At 73.2% G+C, this 26093-nt stretch carries 23 protein-coding genes and 1 riboswitch; of the genes, 12 read left to right on the top strand and 11 right to left on the bottom strand.

Annotated features, from left to right (window positions below; genetic code table 11):
- Window positions 1–25: 25 nt before the first annotated feature.
- The gene (locus PU704_RS01655) at window positions 26–1093 is read right to left on the bottom strand and encodes a tartrate dehydrogenase (protein WP_277549861.1); all 1068 of its coding nucleotides are present in this window, start codon (window positions 1091–1093) and stop codon (window positions 26–28) included.
- Window positions 1094–1403: 310 nt separating this feature from the next.
- Here PU704_RS01655 and PU704_RS01650 point away from each other — a divergent pair, with 310 nt between their 5' ends.
- Together PU704_RS01650 and PU704_RS01645 are read left to right on the top strand one after the other, a co-directional pair.
- A complete protein-coding gene (locus PU704_RS01650; RefSeq protein WP_277549860.1) occupies window positions 1404–2747 on the top strand; it encodes an O-acetylhomoserine aminocarboxypropyltransferase/cysteine synthase family protein in 1344 nt (447 codons plus the stop codon).
- Complete coding sequence (locus PU704_RS01645; RefSeq protein ID WP_277549859.1) at window positions 2744–3238, top strand: CoA-binding protein; 495 nt, start codon at window positions 2744–2746, stop codon at window positions 3236–3238. The genes PU704_RS01650 and PU704_RS01645 overlap by 4 nt, the downstream gene beginning before the upstream one ends.
- Before the next feature lie 108 nt (window positions 3239–3346).
- Here the strand turns inward: PU704_RS01645 and PU704_RS01640 are convergent, their stop codons facing one another.
- The 3 genes from PU704_RS01640 to ilvD form a co-directional block, all read right to left on the bottom strand.
- Window positions 3347–3868 carry an OsmC family protein gene (locus tag PU704_RS01640; protein ID WP_203225570.1) on the bottom strand — a complete coding sequence of 174 codons (522 nt, stop codon included), beginning with the start codon at window positions 3866–3868 and terminating at the stop codon, window positions 3347–3349.
- A 74-nt stretch (window positions 3869–3942) separates the two neighbouring features.
- Window positions 3943–5421: an alanine/glycine:cation symporter family protein gene (locus PU704_RS01635; protein ID WP_277549858.1), complete on the bottom strand. Its 1479-nt coding sequence runs from the start codon at window positions 5419–5421 to the stop codon at window positions 3943–3945.
- Between the two features lie 179 nt (window positions 5422–5600).
- Window positions 5601–7433: a dihydroxy-acid dehydratase gene (ilvD, locus tag PU704_RS01630; RefSeq protein ID WP_277549857.1), complete on the bottom strand. Its 1833-nt coding sequence runs from the start codon at window positions 7431–7433 to the stop codon at window positions 5601–5603.
- 228 nt (window positions 7434–7661) lie between these two features.
- On the opposite strand from ilvD, the gene PU704_RS01625 reads away from it, so the two are divergent.
- The 4 genes from PU704_RS01625 to PU704_RS01610 all read left to right on the top strand — a co-directional run bounded on the left by PU704_RS01625 (window position 7662) and on the right by PU704_RS01610 (window position 11626).
- On the top strand, window positions 7662–9188 hold the full coding sequence (locus PU704_RS01625) for a gluconokinase (RefSeq protein ID WP_277549856.1): 1527 nt from the start codon (window positions 7662–7664) through the stop codon (window positions 9186–9188).
- Window positions 9189–9432: 244 nt separating this feature from the next.
- Window positions 9433–9780 (top strand): hypothetical protein, encoded by a 348-nt coding sequence (locus tag PU704_RS01620; protein ID WP_277549855.1) that lies wholly within the window; start codon window positions 9433–9435, stop codon window positions 9778–9780.
- 98 nt (window positions 9781–9878) lie between these two features.
- Complete coding sequence (locus tag PU704_RS01615; protein ID WP_277549854.1) at window positions 9879–11027, top strand: zinc-dependent alcohol dehydrogenase; 1149 nt, start codon at window positions 9879–9881, stop codon at window positions 11025–11027.
- A gap of 17 nt (window positions 11028–11044) precedes the next feature.
- A complete protein-coding gene (locus PU704_RS01610; RefSeq protein ID WP_277549853.1) occupies window positions 11045–11626 on the top strand; it encodes a hypothetical protein in 582 nt (193 codons plus the stop codon).
- Window positions 11627–11662: 36 nt separating this feature from the next.
- On the opposite strand, the gene PU704_RS01605 is transcribed toward PU704_RS01610, so the two are convergent.
- The 4 genes from PU704_RS01605 to PU704_RS01590 form a co-directional block, all read right to left on the bottom strand.
- The gene (locus PU704_RS01605; RefSeq protein ID WP_277549852.1) at window positions 11663–12691 is read right to left on the bottom strand and encodes an ion channel; all 1029 of its coding nucleotides are present in this window, start codon (window positions 12689–12691) and stop codon (window positions 11663–11665) included.
- A 171-nt stretch (window positions 12692–12862) separates the two neighbouring features.
- Entirely contained in the window at window positions 12863–14053 is a 1191-nt protein-coding gene (locus PU704_RS01600) for an acetyl-CoA C-acetyltransferase (protein WP_277549851.1), read from the bottom strand.
- A complete protein-coding gene (locus tag PU704_RS01595; protein WP_277549850.1) occupies window positions 14050–14757 on the bottom strand; it encodes a CoA transferase subunit B in 708 nt (235 codons plus the stop codon). Before PU704_RS01595 ends, PU704_RS01600 begins: the two co-directional genes overlap by 4 nt.
- Window positions 14754–15497: a CoA transferase subunit A gene (locus PU704_RS01590; protein ID WP_277549849.1), complete on the bottom strand. Its 744-nt coding sequence runs from the start codon at window positions 15495–15497 to the stop codon at window positions 14754–14756. The genes PU704_RS01595 and PU704_RS01590 overlap by 4 nt, the downstream gene beginning before the upstream one ends.
- A gap of 143 nt (window positions 15498–15640) precedes the next feature.
- Between PU704_RS01590 and PU704_RS01585 the strand changes: the two genes are divergently transcribed.
- The gene (locus PU704_RS01585; RefSeq protein ID WP_277549848.1) at window positions 15641–16420 is read left to right on the top strand and encodes an IclR family transcriptional regulator; all 780 of its coding nucleotides are present in this window, start codon (window positions 15641–15643) and stop codon (window positions 16418–16420) included.
- Between the two features lie 16 nt (window positions 16421–16436).
- On the opposite strand, the gene PU704_RS01580 is transcribed toward PU704_RS01585, so the two are convergent.
- A complete protein-coding gene (locus tag PU704_RS01580; protein ID WP_277549847.1) occupies window positions 16437–17192 on the bottom strand; it encodes a 3-hydroxybutyrate dehydrogenase in 756 nt (251 codons plus the stop codon).
- Window positions 17193–17364: 172 nt separating this feature from the next.
- Window positions 17365–17469, top strand: a riboswitch (SAM riboswitch).
- Window positions 17470–17481: 12 nt separating this feature from the next.
- Here PU704_RS01580 and PU704_RS01575 point away from each other — a divergent pair.
- From PU704_RS01575 to PU704_RS01560, 4 genes are all read left to right on the top strand, one after another.
- Complete coding sequence (locus PU704_RS01575) at window positions 17482–18699, top strand: cobalamin-independent methionine synthase II family protein (protein ID WP_277549846.1); 1218 nt, start codon at window positions 17482–17484, stop codon at window positions 18697–18699.
- 75 nt (window positions 18700–18774) lie between these two features.
- On the top strand, window positions 18775–19992 hold the full coding sequence (locus tag PU704_RS01570; protein ID WP_277549845.1) for a cobalamin-independent methionine synthase II family protein: 1218 nt from the start codon (window positions 18775–18777) through the stop codon (window positions 19990–19992).
- Window positions 19993–20245: 253 nt separating this feature from the next.
- Entirely contained in the window at window positions 20246–21655 is a 1410-nt protein-coding gene (locus PU704_RS01565; RefSeq protein ID WP_277549844.1) for an MFS transporter, read from the top strand.
- Window positions 21656–21803: 148 nt separating this feature from the next.
- Window positions 21804–23474 (top strand): thiamine pyrophosphate-binding protein, encoded by a 1671-nt coding sequence (locus PU704_RS01560; protein ID WP_277549843.1) that lies wholly within the window; start codon window positions 21804–21806, stop codon window positions 23472–23474.
- Window positions 23475–23481: 7 nt separating this feature from the next.
- Here PU704_RS01560 and PU704_RS01555 read toward each other — a convergent pair whose 3' ends face one another.
- A complete protein-coding gene (locus PU704_RS01555; protein ID WP_277549842.1) occupies window positions 23482–24285 on the bottom strand; it encodes an alpha/beta fold hydrolase in 804 nt (267 codons plus the stop codon).
- 88 nt (window positions 24286–24373) lie between these two features.
- On the opposite strand from PU704_RS01555, the gene PU704_RS01550 reads away from it, so the two are divergent.
- Window positions 24374–25687, top strand: coding sequence for a condensation domain-containing protein (locus tag PU704_RS01550; RefSeq protein ID WP_277549841.1), 1314 nt, complete (start codon window positions 24374–24376; stop codon window positions 25685–25687).
- Here the strand turns inward: PU704_RS01550 and PU704_RS01545 are convergent.
- The gene (locus PU704_RS01545; protein ID WP_047802120.1) at window positions 25684–26067 is read right to left on the bottom strand and encodes a DUF1622 domain-containing protein; all 384 of its coding nucleotides are present in this window, start codon (window positions 26065–26067) and stop codon (window positions 25684–25686) included. The genes PU704_RS01550 and PU704_RS01545 overlap by 4 nt on opposite strands.
- Window positions 26068–26093 lie beyond the last annotated feature (26 nt).

Raw genomic sequence — 26093 nt, 5'->3', positions numbered from 1 at the left:
CGGCCTGGGCTGCCGGGGCCCGCGGCTACGGGGCCGTGGCGCAGCGGGCCAGCACGGCCTGCGTGAACTCCTCGGTGCTCGCTGTGCCGCCCAGGTCCCCGGTCAGGGTGCCGCCGGCCATGGCCTGCTCGAAGGCGGACTCGAGGTGCCGGGCGGCCCCGCCCTCGCCCAGGTGGTCCAGCATCATGGCGGCGGCCCACATCGTGCCCACGGGGTTCGCGATGCCCTGCCCGGCGATGTCGGGCGCGGAGCCGTGCACCGGCTCGAACATGGACGGATGGGTCTTCTCCGGGTTCAGGTTGGCGCTGGGCGCCACCCCGATGGACCCGGCGGCCCCGGCCGCGAGGTCGGAGAGGATGTCGCCGAAGAGGTTGGAGGCCACGACCACGTCGACGCTGCGCGGCTTGAGCACCATCCGGGCGGCCAGCGCGTCGATGAGCACCCTCTCGACCGTCACCCCCTGGTACTCGGCGGCCGTCGCCTCCACGACCTCGTCCCAGAAGGGCATCGTGTGGATGATCCCGTTGGACTTCGTGGCCGAGACGAGCCGCCCGGAGCGCTGCTGGGCCAGCTCGGCCGCGTAGCGGGCGATCCGGGTCACCCCCGCCCGGGTGAACACGGACTCCTGGACGGCCATCTCCTCGGGCCGGCCCCGGTAGAGCCGGCCGCCGACCTCCGAGTACTCCCCCTCGATGTTCTCCCGGACGACGACCAGGTCCAGCTCGTCCAGTCCGCGCAGCGGCGAGGTGACGCCGGGCAGGATCCGGATCGGCCGGAGGTTGACGTACTGGTGGAACTCCCGGCGGATCGGGATCAGCAGCCCCCACAGAGTCACGTCGTCGGGGATGTCCGGGGCGCCGACCGCGCCGAGCAGGACGCCGTCCCCGGAGGCCAGCTGCTCGATGCCGTCGGCCGGCATCATCCTCCCGTGCGCCCGGTAGTGGTCCGAGCCCCAGTCCCGCTCGCGCCAGCGCACCGTGAAGCCGTGCGCGTCCGCCAGGGCGTCGACGCAGCGCAGCGCGGCCGGCATGACCTCCTGGCCGATGCCGTCGCCGGCGATGACGTCGATGGTGTACTGCCGTGTGCCGGTCACAGGATTCCTCCGCAGCGTCGTCGGGACCGCGGAGGCGGCTGCGCTCCACGACTGGTGCCGAGCATAGTCCGCCGGGGTCTCCCCGGGGTCCCGGCTGGCGCTCCGGCACCCGGAGCCGCAGAATGGAGGGCAGCCATCCCGAGCGGCCGAGAGACCTGGATCGTCGACGCCGCAGCAACCGTGGTCGACGTCGCAGACCGCACGGTGCTACCGCCAGGACCGATGGAGCAGCGCACTCCCGGCACCCCTGCCGGGACACCTCTCCGCCCGGGACCGACCAGCGGCACCACTCGCACGAGGAGTCCTTCCCATGGCCGACCACCAGTTCGGGTTCCGCACCCGCGCCCTGCACGCCGGGGGCACCCCCGACGCCGAGCACGGCGCCCGCGCGGTCCCGATCTACCAGACCAGCTCGTTCGTCTTCAAGGACGCCGACGACGCCGCCAACCTGTTCGCCCTGCAGAAGTACGGCAACATCTACTCCCGGATCGGCAACCCCACCGTCGCCGCGTTCGAGGAGCGCATCGCGTCCCTGGAGGGCGGCATCGGCGCCGTGGCCACCGCCTCGGGGATGGCCGCCGAGTTCCTGACCTTCGCGGCGCTCGCCCAGGCGGGCGACCACATCGTGGCGGCCGGTCAGCTCTACGGCGGGACCGTCACCCAGCTCGACGTCACGCTGCGCCGCTTCGGCGTGGACACCACGTTCGTGCACGGCACGGACCCGGAGGACTACCGGGCGGCGCTGCGGCCGAGCACCAAGGCCGTCTACACCGAGGTCGTCGCGAACCCCTCCGGGGAGGTCGCCGATCTCGAGGGCCTGGCAGCCGTGGCCCACGCGGCCGGCGTCCCGCTCGTGGTCGACGCCACGATGACCCCGCCGTACCTGGTCCGCCCGATGGAGCACGGCGCGGACATCGTCATCCACTCGGCCACCAAGTTCCTGGGCGGCCACGGCACCACGCTGGGCGGCGTCGTCGTGGAGTCCGGGCGCTTCGACTGGGGCAACGGCAACTTCCCGTCCATGACCGAGCCCGTGGCCTCCTACAACAACGTCTCCTGGTGGGAGAACTTCGGCGAGTACGGCTTCCTGACCAAGCTGCGCTCGGAGCAGCTGCGGGACATCGGCCCGGCGCTGTCCCCGCAGTCGGCGTGGAACCTGCTGCAGGGCGTCGAGACGCTGCCGCAGCGCATGGACGCCCACCTGGCCAACGCCGCGGCCGTGGCGCAGTGGCTCGCGGAGGACCCGCGAGTCTCCTACGTCAACTACGCGGGGCTGCCGGACCACCCCCACCACGAGCGGGCCCGGAAGTACCTGCCGCTGGGCGTGGGATCCGTCTTCTCGTTCGGCGTGACGGCCACCGGTGAGCTCACCGGGCGGCAGGTCGGCGAGCGGTTCATCGAGAACCTGCAGCTGGCCAGCCACCTCGCCAACATCGGCGACGCCCGCACCCTCGTGCTGCACCCGGCCTCCACCACGCACCAGCAGCTCAGCCCCGAGCAGCTGGAGGTGGGCGGGGTGTCCGAGGACCTCATCCGCATCTCCGTGGGCATCGAGGACGCCGAGGACATCCTCTGGGACCTCGACCAGGCCCTCTCCGCGGCCACCGGGCTCGCCCGGGCGTCCGCCCCGACCGTCGATGGAGCACTCCGATGACCGCCGAGACCCGCACCTGGCAGGGGCCGAGCGCCCCCGAGCGGCTGAAGCTGCTGCGCGGCACGGAGTCGATCGCGATCGTGGGGGCGTCCGACAAGCCCTCCCGCGCCTCCTACTTCGTCTCCACCTACCTGCTGTCCTCCTCGCCGTACCGGGTGTACTTCGTCAACCCGGTGCTGCGGGAGATCATGGGCCGGCCCGTCTACCCGTCCCTGGCGGACCTGCCGGAGACCCCGGACCTCGTCGACGCCTTCCGGCGCCACGACGACCTCCCCGACGTGGCGCGCGACGCCGTGGCCGTCGGGGCGAAGACCCTGTGGCTGCAGCTGGGCTCCTGGCACGAGGAGGCCGCCCGGATCGCCGAGGAGGGAGGGCTCGACGTGGTGATGGACCGCTGCCTGAAGATCGAGCACGCCCGCTTCCACGGCGGCCTCCACCTGGCCGGCTTCAACACCGGGGTCATCTCGGCGAAGCGGCAGGTCCTGTCCTGACGGGCCCCGCCCCGGCAGGTCGCGCCCCGGGACGTCCTGTCCCGGCACGCGCAGCGGCCCCGGAAGCCTGGTGCTTCCGGGGCCGCTCCCGTCCCGAGGAGCGGGTCGCTACACGCGCTCGAGGACGAACCGCACGTCGGCCTTCAGGCTCTGGCTGACCACGCAGTACCGCTCCGTGGCGCGCGCGAGGCGCTCCAGGGCGGTGTCGTCGAGGTCGGCGTCCACCCGGGCGGTCACCACGACGTCCTGCACCCCGACGGGCACGGACCGGTCCACGCCGAGGGTGCCGCGGGCGTCGAACATGCCGTCGGCGGTCAGCTCGGCCGAGCGCACCTCCACGCCCATGGCGGTGGCGACGCTGCGCAGCGTCACCCCGGCGCAGGCCAGGAGCGCGTCGAGGAGCATGTCCCCGGAGCAGGCGTCGCTGCCGTCACCGCCGGTGGCGGCGTGCGGGCCGCCGCGCACGGGGCCCGCCCAGGTGTCCACCGTGCAGGTCAGGCCGGGGTCCCGGAAGTTCCCGTGGGAGTGCAGGGGCGTGCGGGCCGCCTCGGGCTCCGCCCGGTAGCGGTCCTTGAGCGGGGCCTGGAGCTGCCGGAGCTCCGCGGCGGTCATCTGGGTTCGAGATTCCATGCTGTCACTGTAGAGCGTCCGGCGCGGACGGCACCATGCGGGGCGCCCGCGCCGGACCGGCCCAGCGGACCAGCTCAGCGGACGCGCTCGGCCGCCATGTCGTCCCAGTACGCGCGGGTGGTCACCACATCGGTGCCGTCCCACGCCCCGAGCCCGTACAGCCCGGGGATGTCGCCGCTGTGGAACACCGGCTCCAGCCCCTGCTTGCGCTGGGCCTCGTAGTTCTTGAGCACGCGCACGGCCACCCCTGCCAGCAGCACCAGGGCCACGAGGTTGATCGTGGCCATGACCGCCATGAAGAGGTCGGCCATGGACCAGACCAGGTCCAGGGCTAGAACGGCGCCGGCGAAGACGAACGCCAGCACGAGCACGCGGTAGGCGGTCATCACCGCGGGCGAGCCGGTGAGGAAGCGGATGTTGGACTCGCCGTAGTAGTAGTTGCCGATCACGGAGGTGAAGGCGAACAGGAAGATCGCCACGGTGAGGAAGTGCACCGCCCAGCCGCCCAGCTGCAGGGCCAGCGCGGACTGGGTCAGGGAGGCGCCCTCCCGGCCGCCGAACTCGGGATCGGACAGCAGCACGATGAACGCCGTGATCGAGCAGATCAGCCAGGTGTCGAAGTAGACGCCGAGCGCCTGCAGGAAGCCCTGCTTGGCCGGGTGGGAGACCGACGCGGTGGCCCCCGCGTTGGGGGCCGAGCCCATGCCGGCCTCGTTGGAGAACAGGCCGCGCTTCATGCCCTGGATGATCACGCCGATCAGCCCGCCGGTGACGAACTCCCGGATGCCGAAGGCGCCCTCGAGGATCTGGCCGAGGACGGCCGGGATCTCGCCGACGTTGAGCACGACCACGAGCAGGCCGAGCAGGACGTAGAGCACGGCCATGACCGGGACGACCACCTCGGAGACGGCCGAGATGCGGCGGATCCCGCCGAAGATGATCGCGGCGGTCAGGCCCACGAGCACGGCGCCGACGAGGATCCGGAACCACAGCGCGTCCGCCGCGGCGATGTCGACGCCGAGGGACCCGCCCAGGGCGTCGACGATCGAGTTCGACTGCACGGAGTTGAACACGAACCCGTAGGTCAGGGTGATGACCACCGCGAAGAGCAGGCCCATCCAGCGCGCCCCGATGCCCCGCTCCATGTAGTAGGCGGGCCCGCCCACGTAGCCGGTGGGCGCCTTGATCTTGTAGAGCTGGCCCAGCAGGGACTCCACGAAGGCGCTGGCCGCGCCGATGCCGGCGATCACCCACATCCAGAAGACGGCGCCCGGTCCGCCCAGGCTGATGGCGATCGCGACGCCGGCGATGTTGCCGGTGCCCACGCGGGCCGCGGCGCTGACGGTGAAGGCGCGGAAGGCGGAGATGCCCTTCTTGCCGTCCTCGGCCATGCCGGGCTTGTCGCCCAGCACCCGGAACATCTCCGGGACGAGCCGCAGCTGCACCACTCCGGTGCGCACGGTCAGGTACAGGCCCACTCCGATGAGGATGGCGAAGACCACGTTCCACACCCAGCCGCCGAGGGTGCCGACGAGGTCGGTGACGAGTTCCATTCCAGCTCCGAACTGTGACGACGCGGTGCTCCGGCAGGGATCCCTGCGGACCCGCGTGGACGATCAGGACGCAGCGGTTGCGCGCCCCGACGGAACTCTAGTGGACGTGACCGGCGTCTCGACCCCCTCTCCCCTCATCATCCCTCCGGGCCGGGGTCGCAGGGGAGGGGCGGGAGGGGTCAGATCACGCGGACCGCGCCCTTGTCCGCGGAGGTGACCATGGAGGCGTAGGCACGCAGGGCCTTGGAGACCTGCCGCTCCCGCGGCTTGGTGGGGTACCAGGGCGCCGGACCCATGGCCTGGCGCCGGGCGGCGAGCGTGGCGTCGTCGACGTTGACCCGCAGCACCCGCTGTGCGACGTCGATCTCGATCTCGTCGCCGGTCTCGATGAGCCCCACGGCGCCGCCGGCGGCGGCCTCCGGGGAGATGTGCCCGATGGAGAGGCCGGAGGTGCCTCCGGAGAAGCGGCCGTCGGTGATCAGCGCGCACTCCCGGCCCAGGCCGAGGCCCTTGAGGTAGGAGGTGGGGTAGAGCATCTCCTGCATCCCGGGCCCGCCCTTGGGGCCCTCGTGGGTGATGACCACGATGTCGCCGGGCTGCACGTTCTTGGAGAGGATCTCGAACACGGCCTCGTCCTGGGACTCCACCACGAAGGCCTTGCCGACGAAGTGGAAGAGCTCCTCGTCGATGCCGGCGGTCTTGATCACGGCCCCGTCCTCGGCGATGTTGCCGTAGAGGATCGCCAGGCCGCCGTCCGCCGTGTAGGCGTGCTCCACGGAGCGGATGCAGCCGTCGGCGGCGTCGGTGTCCAGGGACTCGAACTCGTTGGCGGTGGAGAAGGCCTGCGTGGTGCGCACGCCGCCGGGGGCGGCGTGGAAGAGCTTCCGGGCGCGCTCCGAGGACCGGCCGCTGCGGATGTCCCACTCGTCCAGCCACGTGGCCAGGTCCGGGGCGTGCACGGTGTGCACGTCCTCGTTGAGCAGCCCCGCCCGGCGCAGCTCGCCGAGGATGGCGGGGATGCCGCCGGCGCGGTGCACGTGCTCGATGTGGAACTTCGTGGAGTTCGGGGCAACCTTGCACAGGCAGGGCACCCGGCGGGACAGGGCGTCGATGTCCGGGAGGGTGAAGTCCACCTCGCCCTCCTGGGCGGCGGCGAGGATGTGCAGGATCGTGTTGGTGGACCCGCCCATGGCGATGTCCAGGGCCATGGCGTTCTCGAAGGCGGCCTTCGTGGCGATGTTGCGCGGCAGCACGGACTCGTCGTCCTGCTCGTAGTAGCGGCAGCACAGGTCCACCACCCGGCGGCCGGCCTCGAGGAACAGCTCCTTGCGGGCCACCTGGGTGGCCAGCGTGGTGCCGTTGCCGGGCAGGGACAGCCCCAGGGCCTCGGTGAGGCAGTTCATGGAGTTGGCGGTGAACATGCCCGAGCAGGACCCGCAGGTGGGGCAGGCGTTGCGCTCGATCTGGCCCAGCTGCTCGTCGGTGACGGACTCGTCGACGGCCATGGACATGGCGTCCACCAGGTCCAGGCGGTGCTCCACGACGCCCTCGACGGCCTCGCCGGACTCCATGGGCCCGCCGGAGACGAAGACCACCGGGATGTTCAGCCGCAGCGCGGCCAGCAACATGCCCGGGGTGATCTTGTCGCAGTTGGAGATGCACACCAGGGCGTCGGCCCGGTGGGCGTTGACCATGTACTCCACGGAGTCCGCGATGATGTCGCGGGAGGGCAGCGAGTAGAGCATGCCGTCGTGGCCCATCGCGATGCCGTCGTCGACCGCGATGGTGTTGAACTCCTTGGCCACGCCCCCGGCCTCCCGGATCGCGGAGGCCACGAGGTCGCCCATGTCCTTGAGGTGCACGTGGCCCGGCACGAACTGCGTGTAGGAGTTGGCGATCGCGACGATCGGCTTCCCGAAGTCGTCGTCGCCCATGCCGGTGGCCCGCCACAGGGCGCGGGCGCCGGCCATGTTCCGGCCGTGGGTCGAGGTGCGGGAGCGGAGGTGGGGCATGGCGCGGCTGCGTCTCCTTGGTCGGGTCCTGGGACGAGGGGGCCGGTGGGGCGCACTCCCCGCGCACCGGCCGAGGGCCGGCGCGACCGGGGCGGCCGCCGGAGGTCCGCCGCCCAGAATACGCGCCGTCGCACCCTCGTCCCGCTTCCCGGACGGCTGTCTCACCATGTGGTCATGGGGGACCGCTCCTACACTGGGGCAGGACACGCCCCGAAGGAGGACTCCCCCATGAGCCAGCACACCACTCCCCCGCGGCCGGACGACAGCACGTCCTTCGCCGTGGACCTGGCCGAGGCGGTCGACCCGCTCGTGATGGCGCTCGACGTCGGCTCCACGGGCAGCCGGGGCGGCCTGCACGACGCCACCGGGACCCCGGTGCGCGGCTACCGGCACAAGATCGAGCACGAGTTCAGCACCGGGGCCGACGGCACCTCGGTGATCGACCCCGACCAGGTCACCGAGGAGCTGGCCGGGATCCTGGACCTCGTCCTGGCCGACCCGGCTCTGGCCGGCCGGGTGGCCGGGGTGGCCCTGGACACCTTCGCGTCCTCGCTCGTGGGGGTCGGCGACGACGACGAAGCGATCACCCCCTGCTTCACCTACGCGGACTCCCGGTGCGCGGAGCAGCTGGCGGCGCTGCGCGCGGAGCTCGACGAGCCCTCGACCCTCCAGCGCACCGGCACCCGTCTGCACACCTCCTACCTCGCCCCGCGCCTGCGCTGGATCCGGGAGACGGACCCGCGGACGTGGGAGCGGGCCCGACGGTGGATGTCCCTCGGCGAGTACGTGCACCTGCGCCTGCTCGGCACCGCCCACGCCGGGACCGCCACCGCGGCGTGGACCGGCCTGCTGGACCGGCGCACGGGCCGGTGGGACGAACCGCTGCTGCTGGCCTGCGGCCTGGACGCCGAGCAGCTCAGCCCCGTGCTCGACCCGCACGAGCCGATCCCGGACGTCACGGACTCCGTTGCCCCGCGCTGGCCCGCCCTCGAGGGCGCGCACTGGTTCGCGCCCGTGGCCGACGGGCTCAGCGCCAACCTGGGCTCGGGCGGGGCCGACGCCTCGACCCTGGTGGTCTCCGCGGCCACCTCGGGGGCCGCGCGCGTGCTGCTGCACGAGATCCCCGAGCGGGTCCCCAGCGGGCTGTGGTGCTACCGCGTCGACGCGCGGCGGTGCCTGCTGGGCGGGGCCCTCAACGACGTGGGACGGGCGATCAGCTGGCTCGGGAGCACGGTGCGCCTGCCGGAGGACACCACGCTCGAGGACGTGGCCGTGGCGGACGTCGCCGAGGGCACCCCGGTGGTGCTGCCCTTCTTCACCGGCGAGCGCTCGACCGGCTGGGCCGGCGGCGCCCGGGCGGTGCTGGCCGACGTCACGGCCGCGGCCACCGGCGCGGACCTGGCGCGCGGCGTGCTGGAGGGCGTGGCCGCCTCCTACGCGCGCGTGGCCGACGAGCTCGAGGACGTCGCCGGCGGCGTGGAGCACGTGGTGGCCTCGGGCAGCGCGTCCCAGGACGTGCCCGGGCTGATGCAGATCCTCGCCGACACCCTCGGCAAGCCCGTGGCCCGGGCGGAGTTCAAGCGCGCGACGCTGCGCGGCACGGCGCTGCTCGCCCTCGAGACCCTGGCCCCGGACGTCGAGCGGGCCCGTCCGCCCTACGGCCCGGAGCGTGCGCCGGAGCCGGAGCGGGCCGGGCACTACGCCGCGGTCCGCGCCCGCTTCGAGGAGCTCTACGGGGCGGTCGTCGCCTCCTGACCCGGGCGCCCGGAGACCGGGCCCGGGATCCGCGGGACGCCGCGGCAGATCATCGGGGCCGGCCCCTGGTGTCCGGACCCTCGAGGCCGGCCATCAGGGCCGGGCCGCGGCACCACACTCGGACACAATGGTGTACCTCTGTGAAAACCGTGGCCCCGCCGGGAAACGCCTTCCTACCGTGGGAGCGGGAGCCGGCCGCAGCAGCGGCACCGTGCCCTCCGCCCCGACGAACGGAAGGACGACGATGGACGAGACCCCGGCCCGGGAACAGGCCGCCCGGCTGCACCGGACGCTCGAGGACGCGCGCATCGGCGGCCGCCGGCTCTGGGTGCGCTACCTCGCCCTCGGCGGGACCGCCGGGGAGCTCGAGGTCGAGGGCTACCGGCACGGGTGCCTGGACCTGCCGGTCCGGCAACGAGATCTGCTGGCCTGGGCGGCCAACACGCTGCTCGACCGCCGCTTCCACCCGCGCGTGCCCTCGAGCGGCGACCTCGCCGGCGCCGCGCGAGCCGGGGCGGTGGGAGCCGGGGCCGCGCGAGCCGGGGCCGGCCGGGACCGCGGCGAGCGGGCGAGCTCCGCCGGCGCGGACTGAGCGCCCGGGCCCCGTCCCGCGCAGGGGGTTGACCGCGCCCGGGGACGGTGGAACGCTGGCCTCTACCAACAGTGTGCTTACTGATCGAGGCGGGCCGGATGCGAGCAATGGTGTACCGCGGACCCTACAAGGTGCGCGTGGAGGAACGGGACGTCCCCCGGATCGAGCATCCCAACGACGCGATCGTGCGGGTGACGACCGCGGCGATCTGCGGGTCCGACCTGCACCTCTACCACGGGATGATGCCGGACACCCGGGTGGGGACGACCTTCGGCCACGAGTTCGTCGGGGTGGTCCACGAGGTGGGCTCCTCGGTGCAGCACCTGAAGCCCGGTGACCGGGTGATGGTGCCGTTCAACGTCTACTGCGGGTCCTGCTGGTACTGCGCCCGGGGCCTGTACTCCAACTGCCACAACGTGAACCCGAACGCCACCGCGGTGGGCGGGATCTACGGCTACTCCCACACGTGCGGGGGCTACGACGGCGGCCAGGCCGAGTTCGTGCGGGTGCCCTTCGCGGACGTGGGGCCCTCGATCATCCCGGACTGGATGGACGAGGAGGACGCGGTGCTGCTCACCGACGCCCTCGCCACCGGCTACTTCGGGGCCCAGCTGGGCGACATCGTGGAGGGCGACACCGTCGTCGTCCTCGGCGCCGGCCCGGTGGGGCTGTTCGCCGCGAAGTCGGCGTGGCTGATGGGCGCGGGCCGGGTGATCGTGATCGACCACCTGGAGTACCGGCTCGAGAAGGCCCGGGAGTTCGCCCACGCCGAGACGTTCAACTTCGCGGAGCACGACGACATCGTGGTGGAGATGAAGAGGACCACCGACCACCTGGGCGCCGACGTCGTGATCGACGCCGTGGGGGCCGAGGCGGACGGCAACTTCACCCAGCACGTGACCTCGGCCAAGCTCAAGCTGCAGGGCGGGTCCCCCATCGCGCTGAACTGGGCGATCGACTCCGTGCGCAAGGGCGGGACCGTCTCGGTGATGGGCGCGTACGGGCCGATGTTCAGCGCGGTGAAGTTCGGCGACGCGCTCAACAAGGGGCTGACCCTGCGGATGAACCAGTGCCCCGTGAAGCGGCAGTGGCCGAGGCTGTTCGAGCACATCCGCAACGGCTACCTCAAGCCCAGCGACCTCGTGACCCACCGCATCCCCCTGGAGCACATCGCCGAGGGCTACCACATCTTCTCGGCCAAGCTGGACGGCTGCATCAAGCCGCTCATCGTGCCGGGCACCTCCTGAGGAAGGGCACTGCGACCATGACCTCCACCCCGTACACCGCCGGCGAGGCCGAGCGCCCCGTGGACCGCGAGGAGCTGCGCTCCCGCATCCCCGGCTGGGGCGCGGACCTGGACCCGGCCGACCGGCCCTCCGTGCCGAAGCTGCGCTACGACCCCGGCGCCACCGGGGCGCACTGGGACGTCCCGGAGCGCCAGGAGGAGCGGTGGCCGCGGGAGCGGTCGATCGAGCACGCGCAGCTCACCCCCGTCTTCGGCACCTCCTGCCCGCCCAAGGGCCTCTCCGGGGTGCTCCGCCGGCACGCCTACCGGCGGTACGGCGAGGGCCGGGCCGCGCACTGGGTGATCCTGCTGGCGGCCGACCGGGTCGACGCGTGGGAGAGCCACCTCGTCTCGTTCGCGAGCCTGCGCCCGGACAACCCCGTCACCGAGACCGGGGTGCTCAGCGAGTTCTCCCGGCACGGCCTCTCGTCCCGGCGGGACTCCACCCGCGCCGACCTCTCGCACACGTGGCTGGACCCGGTCGTCGTCGCCGGGCCGTGGGTGCTGGCGGGCGGCGCCGCCGTCGCCGCGGGACGGGCCCTCCTCCGGCGCCGGGGCTGACCCGCCCGGTCCGCGCCGCATGCCGTCCGGCGGGCCTCAGCGCGCGCAGGACCTGACGATGTCCTCCGCCGAGAGCCGGCGCCCGCCCACGTAGTACAGCACGGCGCCCGCCGGCAGCGGGGAGTTCCAGCCGGGGCTGATCACCGCGCCGTCGAGCTGGACGGCGAGCAGGGTCGCGTCGAAGCCGCGGCCGATGCCGGTCTGGAGCTCCCCGACGACCGTCCCCGCGAGCGCGTCTGGCAGCCGGGTGCTGTAGGTGTTGCGGCCGCCGTGGGTCATCAGGTCCGCGTACACGGCCGCGATGCCGGGGTCCTGGAGCTCCTCGGTGGCCATCCGCGGTGAGTGCCACTGCACGCACTGCACCTTGCGGTCGAGGTAGGAGAAGTTCCGGGCGCGGACCATGTCGCGCAGGGTCACCACGACGTGGGCGCTGTGGTTCAGGTGGGCCGCGGCCACGGTGAGCGTGAGCGCCTCGTTGTCGTCGCGGGCGTCGACGAGCACCCGGCGCGCGCGGTGGACCCCGGCGCGGCGCAGCACGGTCTCCTCGGCGAGGTCGCCGCGGACGAAGCCGTGGTCGGGATGGTCCGGCAGCGGGTTCTCCGTCACCTCGTCCCAGGCGCAGAGCGCGATCGGGAGGACGCCGTCCGCGGTGAGCTCCTGGACGAGCCGCTCGGTGCGTCCGGGCGTGTACCCGAGGATCACGAGGTGGTCCGACAGGTCGAGGTCGAGCTGGCCCTTCATGCGCTGTCCCTTCGCGTTCTCGATGGCCGTGGCGATCTTGGTGAAGAGGGTCGTCAGCGTGGCGATGCCCCCGACGATGACGTAGACGCCGACGAGGTGGCCGCCGAGGGTGGTCGGGAAGAAGTCGCCGTAGCCGACCGTGGACGCGGTGACCACGAACCACCACCAGTAGTTCTCCACGGCGGCGATCGGGTTCTCGGCCGGCTCCGCCCAGGCCATCAGCGGCCAGCTGGTGAGGAAGACCGTGACGATGATCAGCAGGGGCAGCCCCCAGGCCCGGGCGCTGCCCAGCCGGCGGACCAGGCGGGCGAGGAAGAACGGCACGGGTGGATCCTCCTGTCTCGTCGCGGTCCTCCCACCGACCCTACGGGGGTCCGCGCCGGCCGGTGCGCAGGCCCGGCCCACCCGCCGGGCCGCGAGCGACGACGTCCGGCGCGGGTGACCACGCGACCCCGTGGTCACCCGCGCCGGACGTGGCCCGTGGGCGGAGCCGGGTCAGTCGCGGTGGAGCAGCAGCGCCTCGCCCTGGCCGCCGCCGCCGCAGAGGGAGACCGCGGCCTTGCCGGAGCCGCGGCGGGAGAGCTCGAGGGCCGCGTGCAGGGCCAGGCGCGCCCCGGAGGCGCCGATCGGGTGGCCCAGGGCCACGGCGCCGCCGTGGATGTTGGCCCGCTCCAGCGGATAGTCGAGGTCCCGCAGGGACTGGATCAGCACGGACGCGAACGCCTCGTTGATCTCGATGAAGTCCAGGTCCTGCACGGACCACCCGGCCTTCGCCACGGCGGCCTCGATCGCCCGGGACGGCTGGGAGTGCAGCGAGGTGTCGGGCCCGGCGACCTGGCCGGGAGCCCCGACCACGGCCAGGTACTCGAGTCCGTGGCGCTCGGCGTACTCCCTGCTGGTGAGGACCACGGCGGCCGCCCCGTCGGACAGCGGCGAGGAGTTGCCGGCGGTGATGGTGCCGTCCGCCGCGAACGCCGGCCGCAGGCTTCCCATGGACTCGGCCGTGGAGTCGGGCCGGATGCCCTGGTCGGAGTCGACCACGAGCGGGTCGCCCTTGCGCTGCGGGATCGTCACCGGGGCGATCTCCTCGCGGAAGACGCCGTCGGCGGTGGCGCGGGCCGCGCGCCGGTGGCTCTGGGCCGCGACCTCGTCCTGCTCCGCGCGGGAGATGGACCGCTCGCCGTTGCCGGACTCGGTGAGCGAGCCCATGGACACGCAGGCGGCGACGTCCACGAGACCGTCCTTGGCCACGGAGTCCTCGAGTCGGAGGTCGCCGTAGCTCTTGCCCTGCCGCACGCCCGCGGCGAGGTGCGGGGCGTTGGTCATGGACTCCTGGCCGCCGGCCACGACGATCTCGGCCTCGCCGGCCCGGATCATCCGGGCGGCGTTGGTGATGGCCACGAGCCCGGAGAGGCACACCTTGTTGACGGTCTCGGCGGGCACCCGGAGCGGGATGTCGGCGGTGACCGCCGCCTGGCGGGCGGGGTTCTGGCCGGCACCGGCCTGCAGGACGTGGCCCATGATCACGTAGTCGACCTGCTCGGGGGTGAGCCCGGCCCGCTCGAGCGCGCACGTGATGGCGTGGGCGCCCAGCTGGGCCGCGGTGAGGGACGCCAGCTGCCCCAGGATCTTGCCCTGGGGCGTGCGGGCGCCGGACAGGACGACGACGTCGTTCGGGGTGTTCATCGGTTCTCCTCGGCAGCACCTGGTGCGGTGGACACGGTTTCGGTGGGGACGCTCTCGGGGGTGACGTCCTGCAGGTCGGTGCGGAAGGACGCCTCGGTCTTCGCGCGGACCTCGTCCTCGGTGACGCCGGGGGCGAGGCTGCGCAGCACGAGCCCGCCGTCCTCGACGTCGAAGACGCACAGGTCCGTGACGATGCGGTCGACCACGCCCACGCCGGTGAGCGGGAGGTCGCACTCGGTCCTGATCTTGGCCGAGCCGTCCTTGGTCACGTGCTCGGTCAGCACGACGACGCGCGGGGTGCCGGCGACGAGGTCCATGGCCCCGCCCATGCCCTTGACCATCTTGCCGGGGATCATCCAGTTGGCGAGGTCGCCCGAGCCGGAGACCTGCATGGCCCCGAGGATCGCGATCTTGACGTGGCCGCCGCGGATCATCCCGAAGGACGTGGCGGAGTCGAAGATCGAGGCCCCGGGCAGCAGGGTGATGGTCTGCTTGCCCGCGTTGATGAGGTCCGGGTCCTCCTCCCCCTCGTAGGGGAAGGGGCCCATGCCGAGCACGCCGTTCTCGGACTGCAGCACCACGTTCACGCCCTCGGGCAGGTTGTTGGCCACCAGGGTGGGGATGCCGATGCCGAGGTTGACGTAGTCGCCGTCGGAGAGCTCCACGGCGGCGATCGCCGCCATCTCGTCGCGGGTCCAGCTCATGCCTGGTCTCCGTTCTGCGGGGAGGGCTGCCCGGCCGTGGCGGGGCGGGGGCGGACGGTGCGCTGCTCGATGTCCTTGGGCGCACCGCTGTACTGCAGGACGTGCTGGACGTAGACGCCGGGGGTCACGACGTGGTCCGGATGGATCTCGCCGACCGGCACGAGGTGCTCGACCTCGGCGACGGTGACCTTCCCCGCGGTGGCGACGATCGGGTTGAAGTTGCGCGCGGTGTAGCGGTAGACGAGGTTGCCGTCGGTGTCACCGGTGTGGGCGTGCACCAGGGCGATGTCCGCGACGATGCCGCGCTCCTGCACGTAGGTCTCGCCGTCGAACTCGGCGTGCGGCTTGCCCTCGGCCACGAGGGTGCCGACCCCGGTCCTCGTGTAGAAGGCGGGGATGCCCGCGCCGCCGGCCCGGAGCCGCTCGGCGAGCGTGCCCTGCGGATTGAACTCGACCTCGAGCTCGCCGTCCAGGTACTGCTGGGCGAAGAGCTTGTTCTCGCCCACGTAGGAGGCGAGCACCTTCGTCACCTGGTGGTTCTCCAGCAGCACCCCGAGGCCCTTGCCGTCCACGCCCATGTTGTTGGAGACCACCGTGAGACCGGTGACCCCGGAGTCGCGGACCGCCTCGATGAGGTCCCGCGGGATCCCGCTGAGCCCGAACCCGCCGACGGCGAGCGTCATGCCGTCCCGCAGCTGCTCCGCCAGCAGCCCGGCGGCGTTGTCGATGACCTTGGACACCCTTGTCCCTTCCTGTCGGTGATCTGTGACCCAGGACTCAATCTAGGAACACCCCACATACCGGTCAACCGGTGCGCCGGGATCCCGCGGGCTTTCCTCAGCATCCGGCCATCAGGTCGCGCAATGTCCATATAGTGGAGTTCATGACGGGAAAGGTCGGGGCCGGCCCGGGCACCCAGGTGGTCCACCGCGTCGCGCAGCTGCTGCGCGCCGTCGCGGGGCGGGAGGAGGGCAGCACCGTGGCGGAGCTCGCGGCGGCGACCGGGCTGACGCGCCCCACCGTGCACCGCCTCCTGACGGGCCTGGCCGAGGAGGGGCTCGTGGACCGCCCGGCCGGCAGCACGGCGTGGCAGCTCGGCCCGGAGCTCTACGTGCTGGGCGCGGTCGCGGCCCACCGCTACCCGATCCGGGAGCTGGCCGGACCGTCGCTGCGCCGGCTCGCCGAGGCCACGGGGGAGAGCGCGTTCCTCTCGGCCCGCCGCGGACCCGAGACCGTGTGCCTGGCCCGGGTCGAGGGGGCCTTCCCGATCCGCTCCCACGTGCTGTACGAGGGCCTGCGGCTGCCGCTGGGCGTGGCCTCGGCCGGCTTGGCGGTCCTGGCCCACCTGCCGGACGCGGAGGTGGAGCGGATCCTCGCCGCCACGCCCGCCGCCCGCGCCGAGTGGGGCCCGCTGCACACCCCCGAGCGGATCCGCGAGCTGCTGGAGGACGTGCGGCGGGAGGGCTTCGCGGTGAACCCGGGACTGATCGTGGAGGGCAGCTGGGGCATGGCCGCGGCCGTCTTCGACACGACCGGCGCCCCCGTCTACGCCCTGAGCCTCACCGGGATCGAGCCCCGCTTCGCCGGGGAGCGCCGCGGGCTCCTGGGGCGGGCGCTGCTCACGGAGGCCCACCGGCTCTCCCGGGAGCTCGGCCACCGCTGAGCGGCCCCCGGCCCGCTCAGCGCGCCGTCCAGCCGCCGTCCATCGTGTAGGACGCGCCGGTGACCATGGCGGCGTGCGGTCCGGCCAGCCACGCCACGAGGCTGCCGACGTCCTCGGGCTCCACGAGCTTCTTCACCGGCGTCTCGCCGAGCATGATCCGCTCCACGACCTCGGCCTCGGGGATCCCGTGCACCCTGGCCTGGTCCGCGACCTGCTTCTCCACCAGCGGGGTGCGCACGTAACCGGGGTTGACGCAGTTGCTGGTCACCCCGTGCGCCGCCCCCTCCAGGGCCACGGTCTTGGACAGCCCCTCGAGGCCGTGCTTGGCCGCGACGTAGGCGCTCTTGTAGGGGGAGGCCCGCAGCCCGTGCACGGAGGAGATGTTCACGACCCGCCCCCAGCCCCGCTCGTACATGTGCGGCAGGGCCGCGCGCACCAGCAGGAACGGGCTCTCGAGCATGAGCACGAGGATCCGGTGGAAGTCGGCGGGGTCGAAGTCCTGGATCGGGGCGACCTTCTGGATGCCGGCGTTGTTCACCAGCACGTCCACCTCCAGACTCAGCCCGGCCAGCGCCGCGGTGTCGAGCAGGTCGACGGCCCACGCCCGCCCCTCGAGCTCGTCCGCGACCCGCTGCGCACCGGCCTCGTCGACGTCGGCCACCACCACGTGCGCCCCGGCGCCCGCCAGAGCCCGGGCCGCGGCCAGCCCGATGCCGCTCGCTCCACCGGTCACCAGCGCGGTGCGGCCCTCGAGGCCGTGGTCCTGGAACATGGGGAACCTTCCTTCCGTCCGCCGCGCCCACAGGGTCCGGGGCACCGGTCACCGTCACGGTATGTGATCCGGAGCACGACGGCGAGCAGGGACCCGCGCGTCACACGGCGTCATGCCCGTCACGCGGCTCCCGAATGGCGCAACGTCCCGGCCGTGGGATTGGATGGGGTCGTCACCATCCAGAGCGGCCGAGAGACCTGGCTCGACGACGCCGCAGCAACCCGCACGGACGGCCCCGCGCCCTCCGCCCCGGTGCTACCGCCAGGACCGATGGAAAGGACAGCGCCCCATGCTGCACAGTGCCGACCGCATCCTCACGTCCCACGCCGGGTCCCTCCCCCGGACCCCGGAGCTGCTGCAGGCCAACGAGGCCCGCCTCCCGGGCGCGGCCGGTACCGAGGAGTTCGACCGCCTGCTGCGGGACGCCGTCGTGGACGTCGTGCGCCGCCAGCGCGAGGCCGGCATCGACGTGGTCAACGACGGCGAGTACGGCCACGCGATGACCCACTCGGTGGACTACGGCGCGTGGTGGACCTACTCCTTCGACCGCACGGGCGGGCTCGAGATCGTCGACGACAACGACATCCACGTCCCGAAGCGCTCGGCCCCCGGCAGCGTGGTGCTCACGAGCTTCCTGGACCGGCGGGACCTCGCCGCCTTCCACGACGCCTACACGGACCCCTCCTCCGGCATCCACCTGGCCGACCCCGACCTGCCGCCGCCCGTGTTCCCGGCCGCGACCGGCCCGCTCTCCTACACCGGCCAGGCCGCGGTGGCCTCCGACGTCGCGGGCCTCACCGCCGCGCTGCGGGAGACGGGGGCGGCCGAGGGCTTCGTCGCCGCCCTGTCCCCCGGCTCGGCCGCGCGGATCGGCAACCACCACTACGCGAGCGAGGAGGAGTTCCTCTACGCGTGGGCGGACGTGCTGCGCGAGGAGTACACCGCGATCCTCGACGCCGGCCTGGTGCTGCAGATCGACGACCCCTCCATCGCCGAGTCCTGGGACCAGATCAACCCGGAGCCGGCCGTCGAGGACTACCGGCGCTTCGTCCAGGTACGGGTGGAGGCCCTCAACCACGCCCTGCGCGGCCTGCCCCAGGATCGGATCCGCTTCCACCTGTGCTGGGGCTCCTGGCACGGCCCGCACACCACGGACCTCGAGTTCAGGTACCTGGTGGACCTGCTGCTCTCGATCGACGCGGGCGCCTACTCCTTCGAGGGCGCCAACGCCCGGCACGAGCACGAGTGGAAGGTCTGGGAGGACCACGCCCTGCCCGAGGGCAAGCTGATCCTGCCCGGCGTGGTCTCGCACGCCACCAACGTCGTGGAGCACCCCGAGCTCGTCGCCGACCGGATCGAGCGCTACGCGAGGCTCGTGGGGCGCGAGAACGTCATCGCCTCGACCGACTGCGGCCTGGGCGGGCGGGTGCACCCGCAGATCGCGTGGGCGAAGCTCGAGACGCTCGCCCGCGGCGCCGAGCTCGCCTCGCGCCGGCTCTGGGCCTGAGCGCCCCGCTTCCCCCCGCCCCCGCCACCCTTCCCCGCTGCCCGCCCCCGCCGCCCCACTCCGAGGAGCACCTCCATGACCCTGCAGAACACCGACCGCGTGCAGACCACCCATGTGGGCTCCCTGCCCCGGATCCCCCGCCTCCTGGAGGCCAACCGGCAGCACGCCCAGGGGGCGATCACGTTCGAGCAGCTCACGGACGAGCTCGCCACGGGCGTCGAGGACGTCGTGCGGCGCCAGCGGGAGACCGGCGTGGACGTCGTCAACGACGGCGAGTACGGGCACACGATGTCCAGCGCCGTCGACTACGGGGCCTGGTGGAACTACTCCTTCTCGCGCCTCGGAGGGCTGACGCCCACGGACGAGGACCGGTGGGCGTCCACGGAGCGCCGCCGCTCCTCGCCCGGACACGTGGTGCTCACCAGCTTCCCGGACCGCCGGGACCGGGAGCGGTTCCGGGAGGCGTACGAGGACCCGGCGTCGGGCATCCTCACCGGGCGCTCCTCGACCGCGCAGCCGAAGATCACCGGGCCGCTGACCTACACCGGCCAGGAGGCGGTGGCCTCCGACGTCCGCAACCTCAAGGCCGCCATGGCGGCCACGGGCGCGGAGACCGGGTTCGTCGCCGCGCTGTCCCCCGGCTCCTGCGCGCGCGTGACCAACGAGTACTACCGGACCGACGAGGAGCTCGTGTACGCGTGCGCCGACGCGATGCGGGAGGAGTACCTGGCGATCACCGGCGCCGGGCTGATCGTGCAGATCGACGACCCCTCCATCGCGGAGTCCTGGGACCAGGTCAACCCGGAGCCCACGGTGGAGGACTACTTGGCGTTCACCCGGCTGCGCGTCGAGGCCCTCAACCACGCGCTGCGCGGGATCCCCGAGGAGCAGGTGCGCTTCCACCTGTGCTGGGGCTCCTGGCACGGCCCGCACACCACGGACCTCGAGCTCAAGCACCTCGTGGACCTCATGCTGACCATCGAGGCCGGCGGCTACACCTTCGAGGGCGCCTCCGCCCGCCACGCCCACGAGTGGAAGGTCTGGAAGGAGCACCCGCTGCCCGAGGGCCGGGTGATCATCCCCGGAGTGGTCTCCCACTCCACGAACGTCGTGGAGCACCCCGAGCTCGTCGCGGACCGGATCGAGCAGTTCGCCTCGGTGGTCGGCCGGGAGAACGTCGTCGCCTCGACCGACTGCGGACTGGGCGGACGGCTGCACCCGCAGATCGCCTGGGCCAAGCTGGAGTCCCTCACGGCCGGCGCACGCCTGGCCTCGGAGCGGCTGTACGGCTGAGCGGATCCCGGCCCGGGCCGCAGGAGCACCCGGACGGCAGGCGCATCCACGGCCGTTCGTGCCCGGCCGATTCTCAGCCCCCTCGCCGACGGGCGGGCTCCGTCACAATACCGGCGCGGCATCCGATCGTGGTGCATCCATAGTGACAGGTGTCACTTTCCTCCGTAAGATCTCCTTGAACTACCGAACGTTCGGTTATTAGGCGTTCGGTTCCGCCGAGGACGACCCCGTCCCCGACCACACTGGAGATCCCATGGCGCACGCTGACACCGCCCCGGCAGGGCGGCACGAGATGTCCCACGAGGAGCGCAAGGTCCTCGCGGGCACGCTCGTGGGCACCACCATCGAGTGGTACGACTTCTTCATCTACGCCCAGGCGGCCGCCTTCGTCCTGGCCCCGCTCTTCTTCGAGCCGCTGGAGTCCGCCAACGCCGGCCTCGCCCAGGTCGTCGCCTGGGCCTCGCTGGGCATCAGCTTCCTGTTCCGCCCGCTGGGCGCCGTCGTCGCCGGCCACCTGGGCGACAAGTACGGTCGCAAGATCGTCCTCGTCCTCACCCTGGTGGGGATGGGCGCCGCGACCATGCTGATCGGCCTGCTGCCCACCTACGCCACCATCGGCATCTGGGCCCCGGTCCTGCTCATCCTCTTCCGCGTGATCCAGGGCTTCTCGGCCGGCGGCGAGTGGGGCGGTGCGGCCCTGATGTCCGTGGAGCACGCCCCGCGGCACAAGCGCGGCCTGTTCGGGGCCTACCCGCAGATCGGCGTGCCGATCGGCATGCTGCTGGCCACGGGCTTCATGTTCGCGCTCACCTCGATGATGTCCCCCGAGGACTTCCAGGCCTGGGGCTGGCGCATTCCGTTCCTCTCCTCCGTGGCGCTGATCATCGTGGGCTACCTGATCCGCAAGGCCGTGGACGAGTCCCCGGTGTTCAAGGAGATGCAGCTGCGCAAGAAGGAGTCCTCCGCTCCCCTGGGGCAGCTGTTCAAGAAGAACTCCAAGCAGGTCACCCTCGCGGCGCTGATCTTCGCCGCCAACAACGCCGCCGGCTACCTGGTCATCGCCTTCTTCGCCTCCTACGGCGCCAAGTCCCTGGGCATGGACCGCTCCGCGACCCTGATCGCGTCCCTCATCGGCGGCCTCGGATGGCTCGTGTTCACGATGCTCGGCGGTGCGATGTCGGACAAGGTCGGGCGCGTGCGCACCTTCCAGATCGGCTACGTCGTCATCATCCTGTGGGCGGTGCCCATGTGGTTCCTGCTCGACACCGGGGTCACCTGGATCTTCGCCGCGGCCATCGTGGTCCTCACCCTCGGCCTCGGCCTCTCCTACGGCCCGCAGTCCGCGCTCTACGCCGAGATGTTCCCGGCCCGGGTGCGCTACTCCGGCGTCTCGATCGGCTACGCGCTCGGCTCCATCATCGGCGGCGCCTTCGCCCCGATGATCGCCCAGCTGCTGCTCAACGAGACCGGGATCTCCTGGACCATCGGCGTGTACATCGCCGTCCTGGCGATCATCTCGCTCGTCGCGGTCTCCATGGTGCCCAAGAGCATCCAGGGCATCGACCTGCACGTGCAGGACGTGCACCGGGACTACGTCTCCGAGCACCCCGAGGCCGCCGAGATCCTCGCGTCCGCGGAGTCCGCCGAGAAGCGGCGGGACTGACCGAGCGGCCCCCGGCCGCGCACCGAGCCGCCCGCCGGCACCCCCACGGGTGCCGGCGGGCGGCTCCACCCGTGCAGGACCTCCCCGAGCACATCCCGCCCCCTCACCCCGGGGCTCCGCCCCGAGCCCCGCCGAAAGGACCCCGCCCATGACCACCGACCTCTCGCTGCCCACGGTCTCGACCGCCGTCGCAGAGGTGATCGCCGCGCGCACCGATCACCTGTTCGGGCTGATGGGCAACGGCAACGCCCATCTGATCAGCCACCTCACCTCCGCCGGCTTCGGCTTCACCTCCGCCCGGCACGAGGCCGCCACGGTGACCATGGCCGATGCCTACCACCGGGCCACCGGCCGGACCGGGGCGGCCACCACGACCTACGGGGCCGGGTTCACCAACACCTACACCGCCCTGGCCGAGGCCCGCCTGGCCCGCATCCCCCTGGTCCTCGTGGCCGGGGAGGCCCCCACCACGGGGCGGCGGCCCTTCGACATCGACCAGACCGCCGCGGCCGCCGCGGTGGGAGTCACCACCCTGGTCGCCACCCCCGGAAACGCGGTGGCGATCACCCACCGGGCCTTCGACCTGGCCGCCCGCACCGTGCAGCCGGTGGTACTGGCGATCCCCTACGACTGCGCCACCGCCGCCCTGACCGAGCCGGTGGACCTGGAGCCGCTGCCGGCCAAGAAGACCTGGCAGCCCGGCCCCGAGGAGCTGGACCGGATCGCGGGACTGCTGCGCGCCGCGGACCGCCCGCTGATCCTGGCCGGGCGCGGAGTGCTGCTGGCCGGGGCCGGCACCGAACTGGCCGAGCTCGGCGACCGGCTCGGAGCCCTGTTCATGACCTCGGTGATGGCCGTGGGTGCTGTGGACTCCCCCTGGAACCTCGGCATCGCCGGAGGCTTCACCCGCGACCACCGCCTGGCCACCGCCCGCCAGGCCGATCTGGTGCTGGTGGCCGGGGCGAGCCTGAACGCCTTCCAGTCCCGCTACGGCACCCTCTTCGCCGAAGGCACCCGGATGATCCGCATCGACAACGAACCCGAGGAGGCGGTGGCCCACCCGGCCGTCACCGACTACCTCCGCGCCGACCTCGGAGTGGCCCTGGCCGGGCTGCTGGCCCGCACCCCGGCCGCGGACCCGGCCCGCACCTGGCGGGCGGGCGCCCCCGAGGTCGCCGGGGAGACCTACCGCTCCTCGGCCCCGGTGGAGGACCCGGCCGAGTTCGGCCCCGACGGCCGGCTCAACCCCCGCGCGGTGGTCGCCGCCCTGGAGGACATCCTCCCGGAGCAGCGCTCGGTGGTGATGGACGGGGGCCACTTCATCGGCTGGGCCCCGATGTACCTCACCGTCCCGGACCCCCAGGCCATGGTCCTGGTCGGCACCGCCTTCCAGTCCATCGGCCTGGGCTTCGGCGCCGCCGCCGGGGTCTCGACCGCCCGCCCCGAACGCACCACCGTGTTCGTCACCGGCGACGGCGGCGGGCTGATGGGCCTGGCCGACCTCGAGACCTTCCTGCGCGCCACCCACCGCGGGGTGATCGTGGTGCTCAACGACTCCGCCTACGGCGCCGAGCTGCACCAGTACGCCTCCCAGGGCCTGGACCCCACCGCGATGCTCATCGACGAGGTCGACTTCACCGCCCTGGCCCAGGCGATGGGCGCAGCCGGGACCAAGGCCACCACCCTGGCCGATCTCCAGCACCTGCAGCACTGGCTGGACACCCACGACGAGGGCGTCTTCGTCCTCGACGTGGCCATCTCCCAACAGGTCGTCGCCGAATTCATGACCGCCTCCCTCACCGCCGGCAAACGGCTCTGACCCCTGCTCAGCCCGCCCCGCCGCCCCGGGGGCCCGCCTCCACCGCCCGCACGAAGTCCGCGCACCGTCGCGGCCACCGCGCCAGCTCATCGGGGGTGCCCGCCACGTGCAGGGCGTCCCCGGGCAGGGCCGCGCGCAGCGCCCGGGCGGTCGACAGCGGGTGGGTGGGGTCCTCCGACCAGGCCAGCACCAGGGTCGGCAGCCCGATCCGGGCCAGCTCCTCGACCGGCGGCAGATCGGTGGCGGCGGCACCGCGCAGCACGGTGGGGAGCAGGGAGGGGTCGATGCGCGGCGGGTGCGTCCCGCGGTCGGCCACGGCCGGCGGGCGGGGAGCGGCCCGCCCGGCCCGGAGGTAGGCCCCCAGGCCGTGCCGCTCCACCAGCTCCGCCCCCCGCCGGTAGGCCGCCGCCTGGCCGCGGCGGGAGGCCCACGCCGTGGACGGCACGCACAGGGTGAGGGAGCGGAAGCGCTCGGGCCGGGCCAGGGCGGCGTACAGGAGGGTGGCCGCACCCATGGACGGGCCGATGCCGTGCACCGGTTCCCCGGGGACCACGGCGTCCAGCAGGTCCAGCAGGTCCGCGGCCAGGCGCGGCCAGGCCCAGTCCGCCGCCACCGGCTCCGCCGCGGAGCGCCCGTGCCCGCGGGCGTCGTAGCGCACCGCGCGGTGCCCGGCCAGTCCGGAGGCCAGGTCCAGGCCCCCGGCGGCGTTGGAGGCCCGGTCGGACAGCAGCCCGTGCAGCTGCACCACCGGGGGGCCGGAACCGGTCACGTCGTAGGCCAGTCGGCAGCGGTCGAGGTCGAGCGTCGGCATGCGGCCACGCTACGCCTGCATCGTGGAGGCCGCTGGACCGCACACGCGTTCCGGGTGAGATTGCCCCTGACGCGATCGAGAGGTGCCCATGCGGCTGACCAACATCACGCACGCCCGGCTGCCCGAGGGGCGGCTCTCCAGCTGCACGGTCCCGGTCACGCGCACCGGCCGGCGGCTGCCGGTGTCCTTCGACCAGGGCATGCACGTGGGCGCCGGCTCCCGCCCGGGGACGTGGATGGGCGTGGCCCTGGAGCTGCCGGCCCCGGTCCTGCACGAGGACCTGGGCCGCGCCTGGGCCGGTGTCGTGGCCCGCCACCACACGCTGCGCACCGTGTTCTCCACCGGCGACGGCGGCGGCGTCCGGCTGCACGAGGCCCGCGACGCCGCGCAGCCGCTCTGGTCCCGTCACGACGTCGGCCCGGCCGGGACGCGGGCGGCCCTGCAGGAGCTGGTCGACGGCGCCTGTTCGCCCCTGGCCCGGCCCTCCCACCGGCTGTGCCTGGTCGAGCCGCCGGACGGTCCGGTCGTCGTCGTGCTCGCCGCCGACCACGCCCACGTGGACGCGTGGTCCCTGCCCGTGCTCGCGCGCGACCTGCTCGACGCCCTGGCCGACGTCCGCGCCGGGCGCCCGCCCGGCAGCGACCGGCCCCCGGCGGCCTCCTTCGCCGAGCACACGCGCGAGCTGGCGGCCCGTCCCGCGGCCCCGGCCCGGGTCGCGCAGCGGTGGGGGCGGATCCTCGCCGACGGCGGGGGCACCATGCCGGTCTTCCCGCTCCCGCTGGGCGACCTCGCGCACCCGGCACCCGAGACCGTGACCACCCGGGAGGTCCTCGGCGCCCGCGCGCTGGCCCGCCTGGAGGCCCGCGCCGAGGCGCTCGGGGTGCGGCTCCTGGCCCTGCTGGTGTCGGTGCTGACGCGGGCGACCCTGGAGCTGGCCGGGCGGCCGCTGCGCGCGGTGCTGCCCGTGCACAGCCGCACCGATCCTCGGTGGCGTGACGCCGTGGGCTGGTTCATCACCAACTCGGTGCTCGAGTGCGCCGACGCCGACCCCCGGGCCGGGCGGGCCGCCGTGCGCGAGGCCCTGGAGCTGGGCTCGCACGCGCTGGAGCCGATCCTGCGCCCGCACGGCGGCATGCCCGTCCCTGCGGGCATGTTCATGCTCTCCTACATGGACTACCGGCGTCTCCCGGTGAGCCTGCCGGCGGAGCTGCAGGCCCAGCACGTCTCCGCCTCGGCCCCGACCACGGGCGTGCAGGTCTGGTTCGTCGTCGGCCCGGACGGTCTGCACCTGCGGGCCCGCTTCCCCGGCACCCCGGCGGCCCGCTCCTCCGTGGAGGCCTGGCTCACCGCGGTCGGCGAGGGGCTGCGCGCGGAGGCGTCCGCCACGCCCCGGGAGCGCTAGGACGCGGCGGGCCCGGCGGCCGGGGCGGCCGCCTCCGGCTCCTTCTGCCACGGCCACCGCCCGGTGATCTCGAGCTCCAGGGACCAGCTGAGGAAGGTGCGCACGAGCACGATCAGGGCCAGCACGCCCACGGACTCGAACGTGGGGGTGATCGCCACGGTCCGGATGATGTCCGCGGCCACGAGCAGCTCCAGGCCCAGCAGGATCGAGCGGCCGAGGCGCTGCCGGTAGTTCACGTAGGCGTCGTGGCTTCCGTCCCGGCGGCCCAGCAGCTCCCGCACGGCCAGCAGGGACGCCACCACCGCCCCGATGACGATCGCGACGACCCCGGCGACGTCGACGACCTCCCCGACGAGCTCCATGGATTCCCGGAACGACATCCTGCACCTCCGTGACCCCGGCGGCG

The organism is Kocuria oceani, from assembly GCF_029524215.1.
Taxonomy (GTDB): domain Bacteria; phylum Actinomycetota; class Actinomycetes; order Actinomycetales; family Micrococcaceae; genus Kocuria; species Kocuria oceani.
This window is presented reverse-complemented; position numbering and strand designations above follow the sequence as displayed.

What these genes read in the sequence shown, in the direction of transcription:
- PU704_RS01650 (WP_277549860.1), top strand. Translation starts at nt 1,404, where the DNA reads ATGGCCGACCACCAGTTCGGGTTCCGCACCCGCGCCCTGCACGCCGGG.
- PU704_RS01645 (WP_277549859.1), top strand. Translation starts at nt 2,744, where the DNA reads ATGACCGCCGAGACCCGCACCTGGCAGGGGCCGAGCGCCCCCGAGCGG.
- PU704_RS01640 (WP_203225570.1), bottom strand. Translation starts at nt 3,868, where the DNA reads ATGGAATCTCGAACCCAGATGACCGCCGCGGAGCTCCGGCAGCTCCAG.
- PU704_RS01635 (WP_277549858.1), bottom strand. Translation starts at nt 5,421, where the DNA reads ATGGAACTCGTCACCGACCTCGTCGGCACCCTCGGCGGCTGGGTGTGG.
- ilvD (WP_277549857.1), bottom strand. Translation starts at nt 7,433, where the DNA reads ATGCCCCACCTCCGCTCCCGCACCTCGACCCACGGCCGGAACATGGCC.
- PU704_RS01625 (WP_277549856.1), top strand. Translation starts at nt 7,662, where the DNA reads ATGAGCCAGCACACCACTCCCCCGCGGCCGGACGACAGCACGTCCTTC.
- PU704_RS01620 (WP_277549855.1), top strand. Translation starts at nt 9,433, where the DNA reads ATGGACGAGACCCCGGCCCGGGAACAGGCCGCCCGGCTGCACCGGACG.
- PU704_RS01615 (WP_277549854.1), top strand. Translation starts at nt 9,879, where the DNA reads ATGCGAGCAATGGTGTACCGCGGACCCTACAAGGTGCGCGTGGAGGAA.
- PU704_RS01610 (WP_277549853.1), top strand. Translation starts at nt 11,045, where the DNA reads ATGACCTCCACCCCGTACACCGCCGGCGAGGCCGAGCGCCCCGTGGAC.
- PU704_RS01600 (WP_277549851.1), bottom strand. Translation starts at nt 14,053, where the DNA reads ATGAACACCCCGAACGACGTCGTCGTCCTGTCCGGCGCCCGCACGCCC.
- PU704_RS01595 (WP_277549850.1), bottom strand. Translation starts at nt 14,757, where the DNA reads ATGAGCTGGACCCGCGACGAGATGGCGGCGATCGCCGCCGTGGAGCTC.
- PU704_RS01585 (WP_277549848.1), top strand. Translation starts at nt 15,641, where the DNA reads ATGACGGGAAAGGTCGGGGCCGGCCCGGGCACCCAGGTGGTCCACCGC.
- PU704_RS01580 (WP_277549847.1), bottom strand. Translation starts at nt 17,192, where the DNA reads ATGTTCCAGGACCACGGCCTCGAGGGCCGCACCGCGCTGGTGACCGGT.
- PU704_RS01575 (WP_277549846.1), top strand. Translation starts at nt 17,482, where the DNA reads ATGCTGCACAGTGCCGACCGCATCCTCACGTCCCACGCCGGGTCCCTC.
- PU704_RS01570 (WP_277549845.1), top strand. Translation starts at nt 18,775, where the DNA reads ATGACCCTGCAGAACACCGACCGCGTGCAGACCACCCATGTGGGCTCC.
- PU704_RS01565 (WP_277549844.1), top strand. Translation starts at nt 20,246, where the DNA reads ATGGCGCACGCTGACACCGCCCCGGCAGGGCGGCACGAGATGTCCCAC.
- PU704_RS01560 (WP_277549843.1), top strand. Translation starts at nt 21,804, where the DNA reads ATGACCACCGACCTCTCGCTGCCCACGGTCTCGACCGCCGTCGCAGAG.
- PU704_RS01555 (WP_277549842.1), bottom strand. Translation starts at nt 24,285, where the DNA reads ATGCCGACGCTCGACCTCGACCGCTGCCGACTGGCCTACGACGTGACC.
- PU704_RS01550 (WP_277549841.1), top strand. Translation starts at nt 24,374, where the DNA reads ATGCGGCTGACCAACATCACGCACGCCCGGCTGCCCGAGGGGCGGCTC.
- PU704_RS01545 (WP_047802120.1), bottom strand. Translation starts at nt 26,067, where the DNA reads ATGTCGTTCCGGGAATCCATGGAGCTCGTCGGGGAGGTCGTCGACGTC.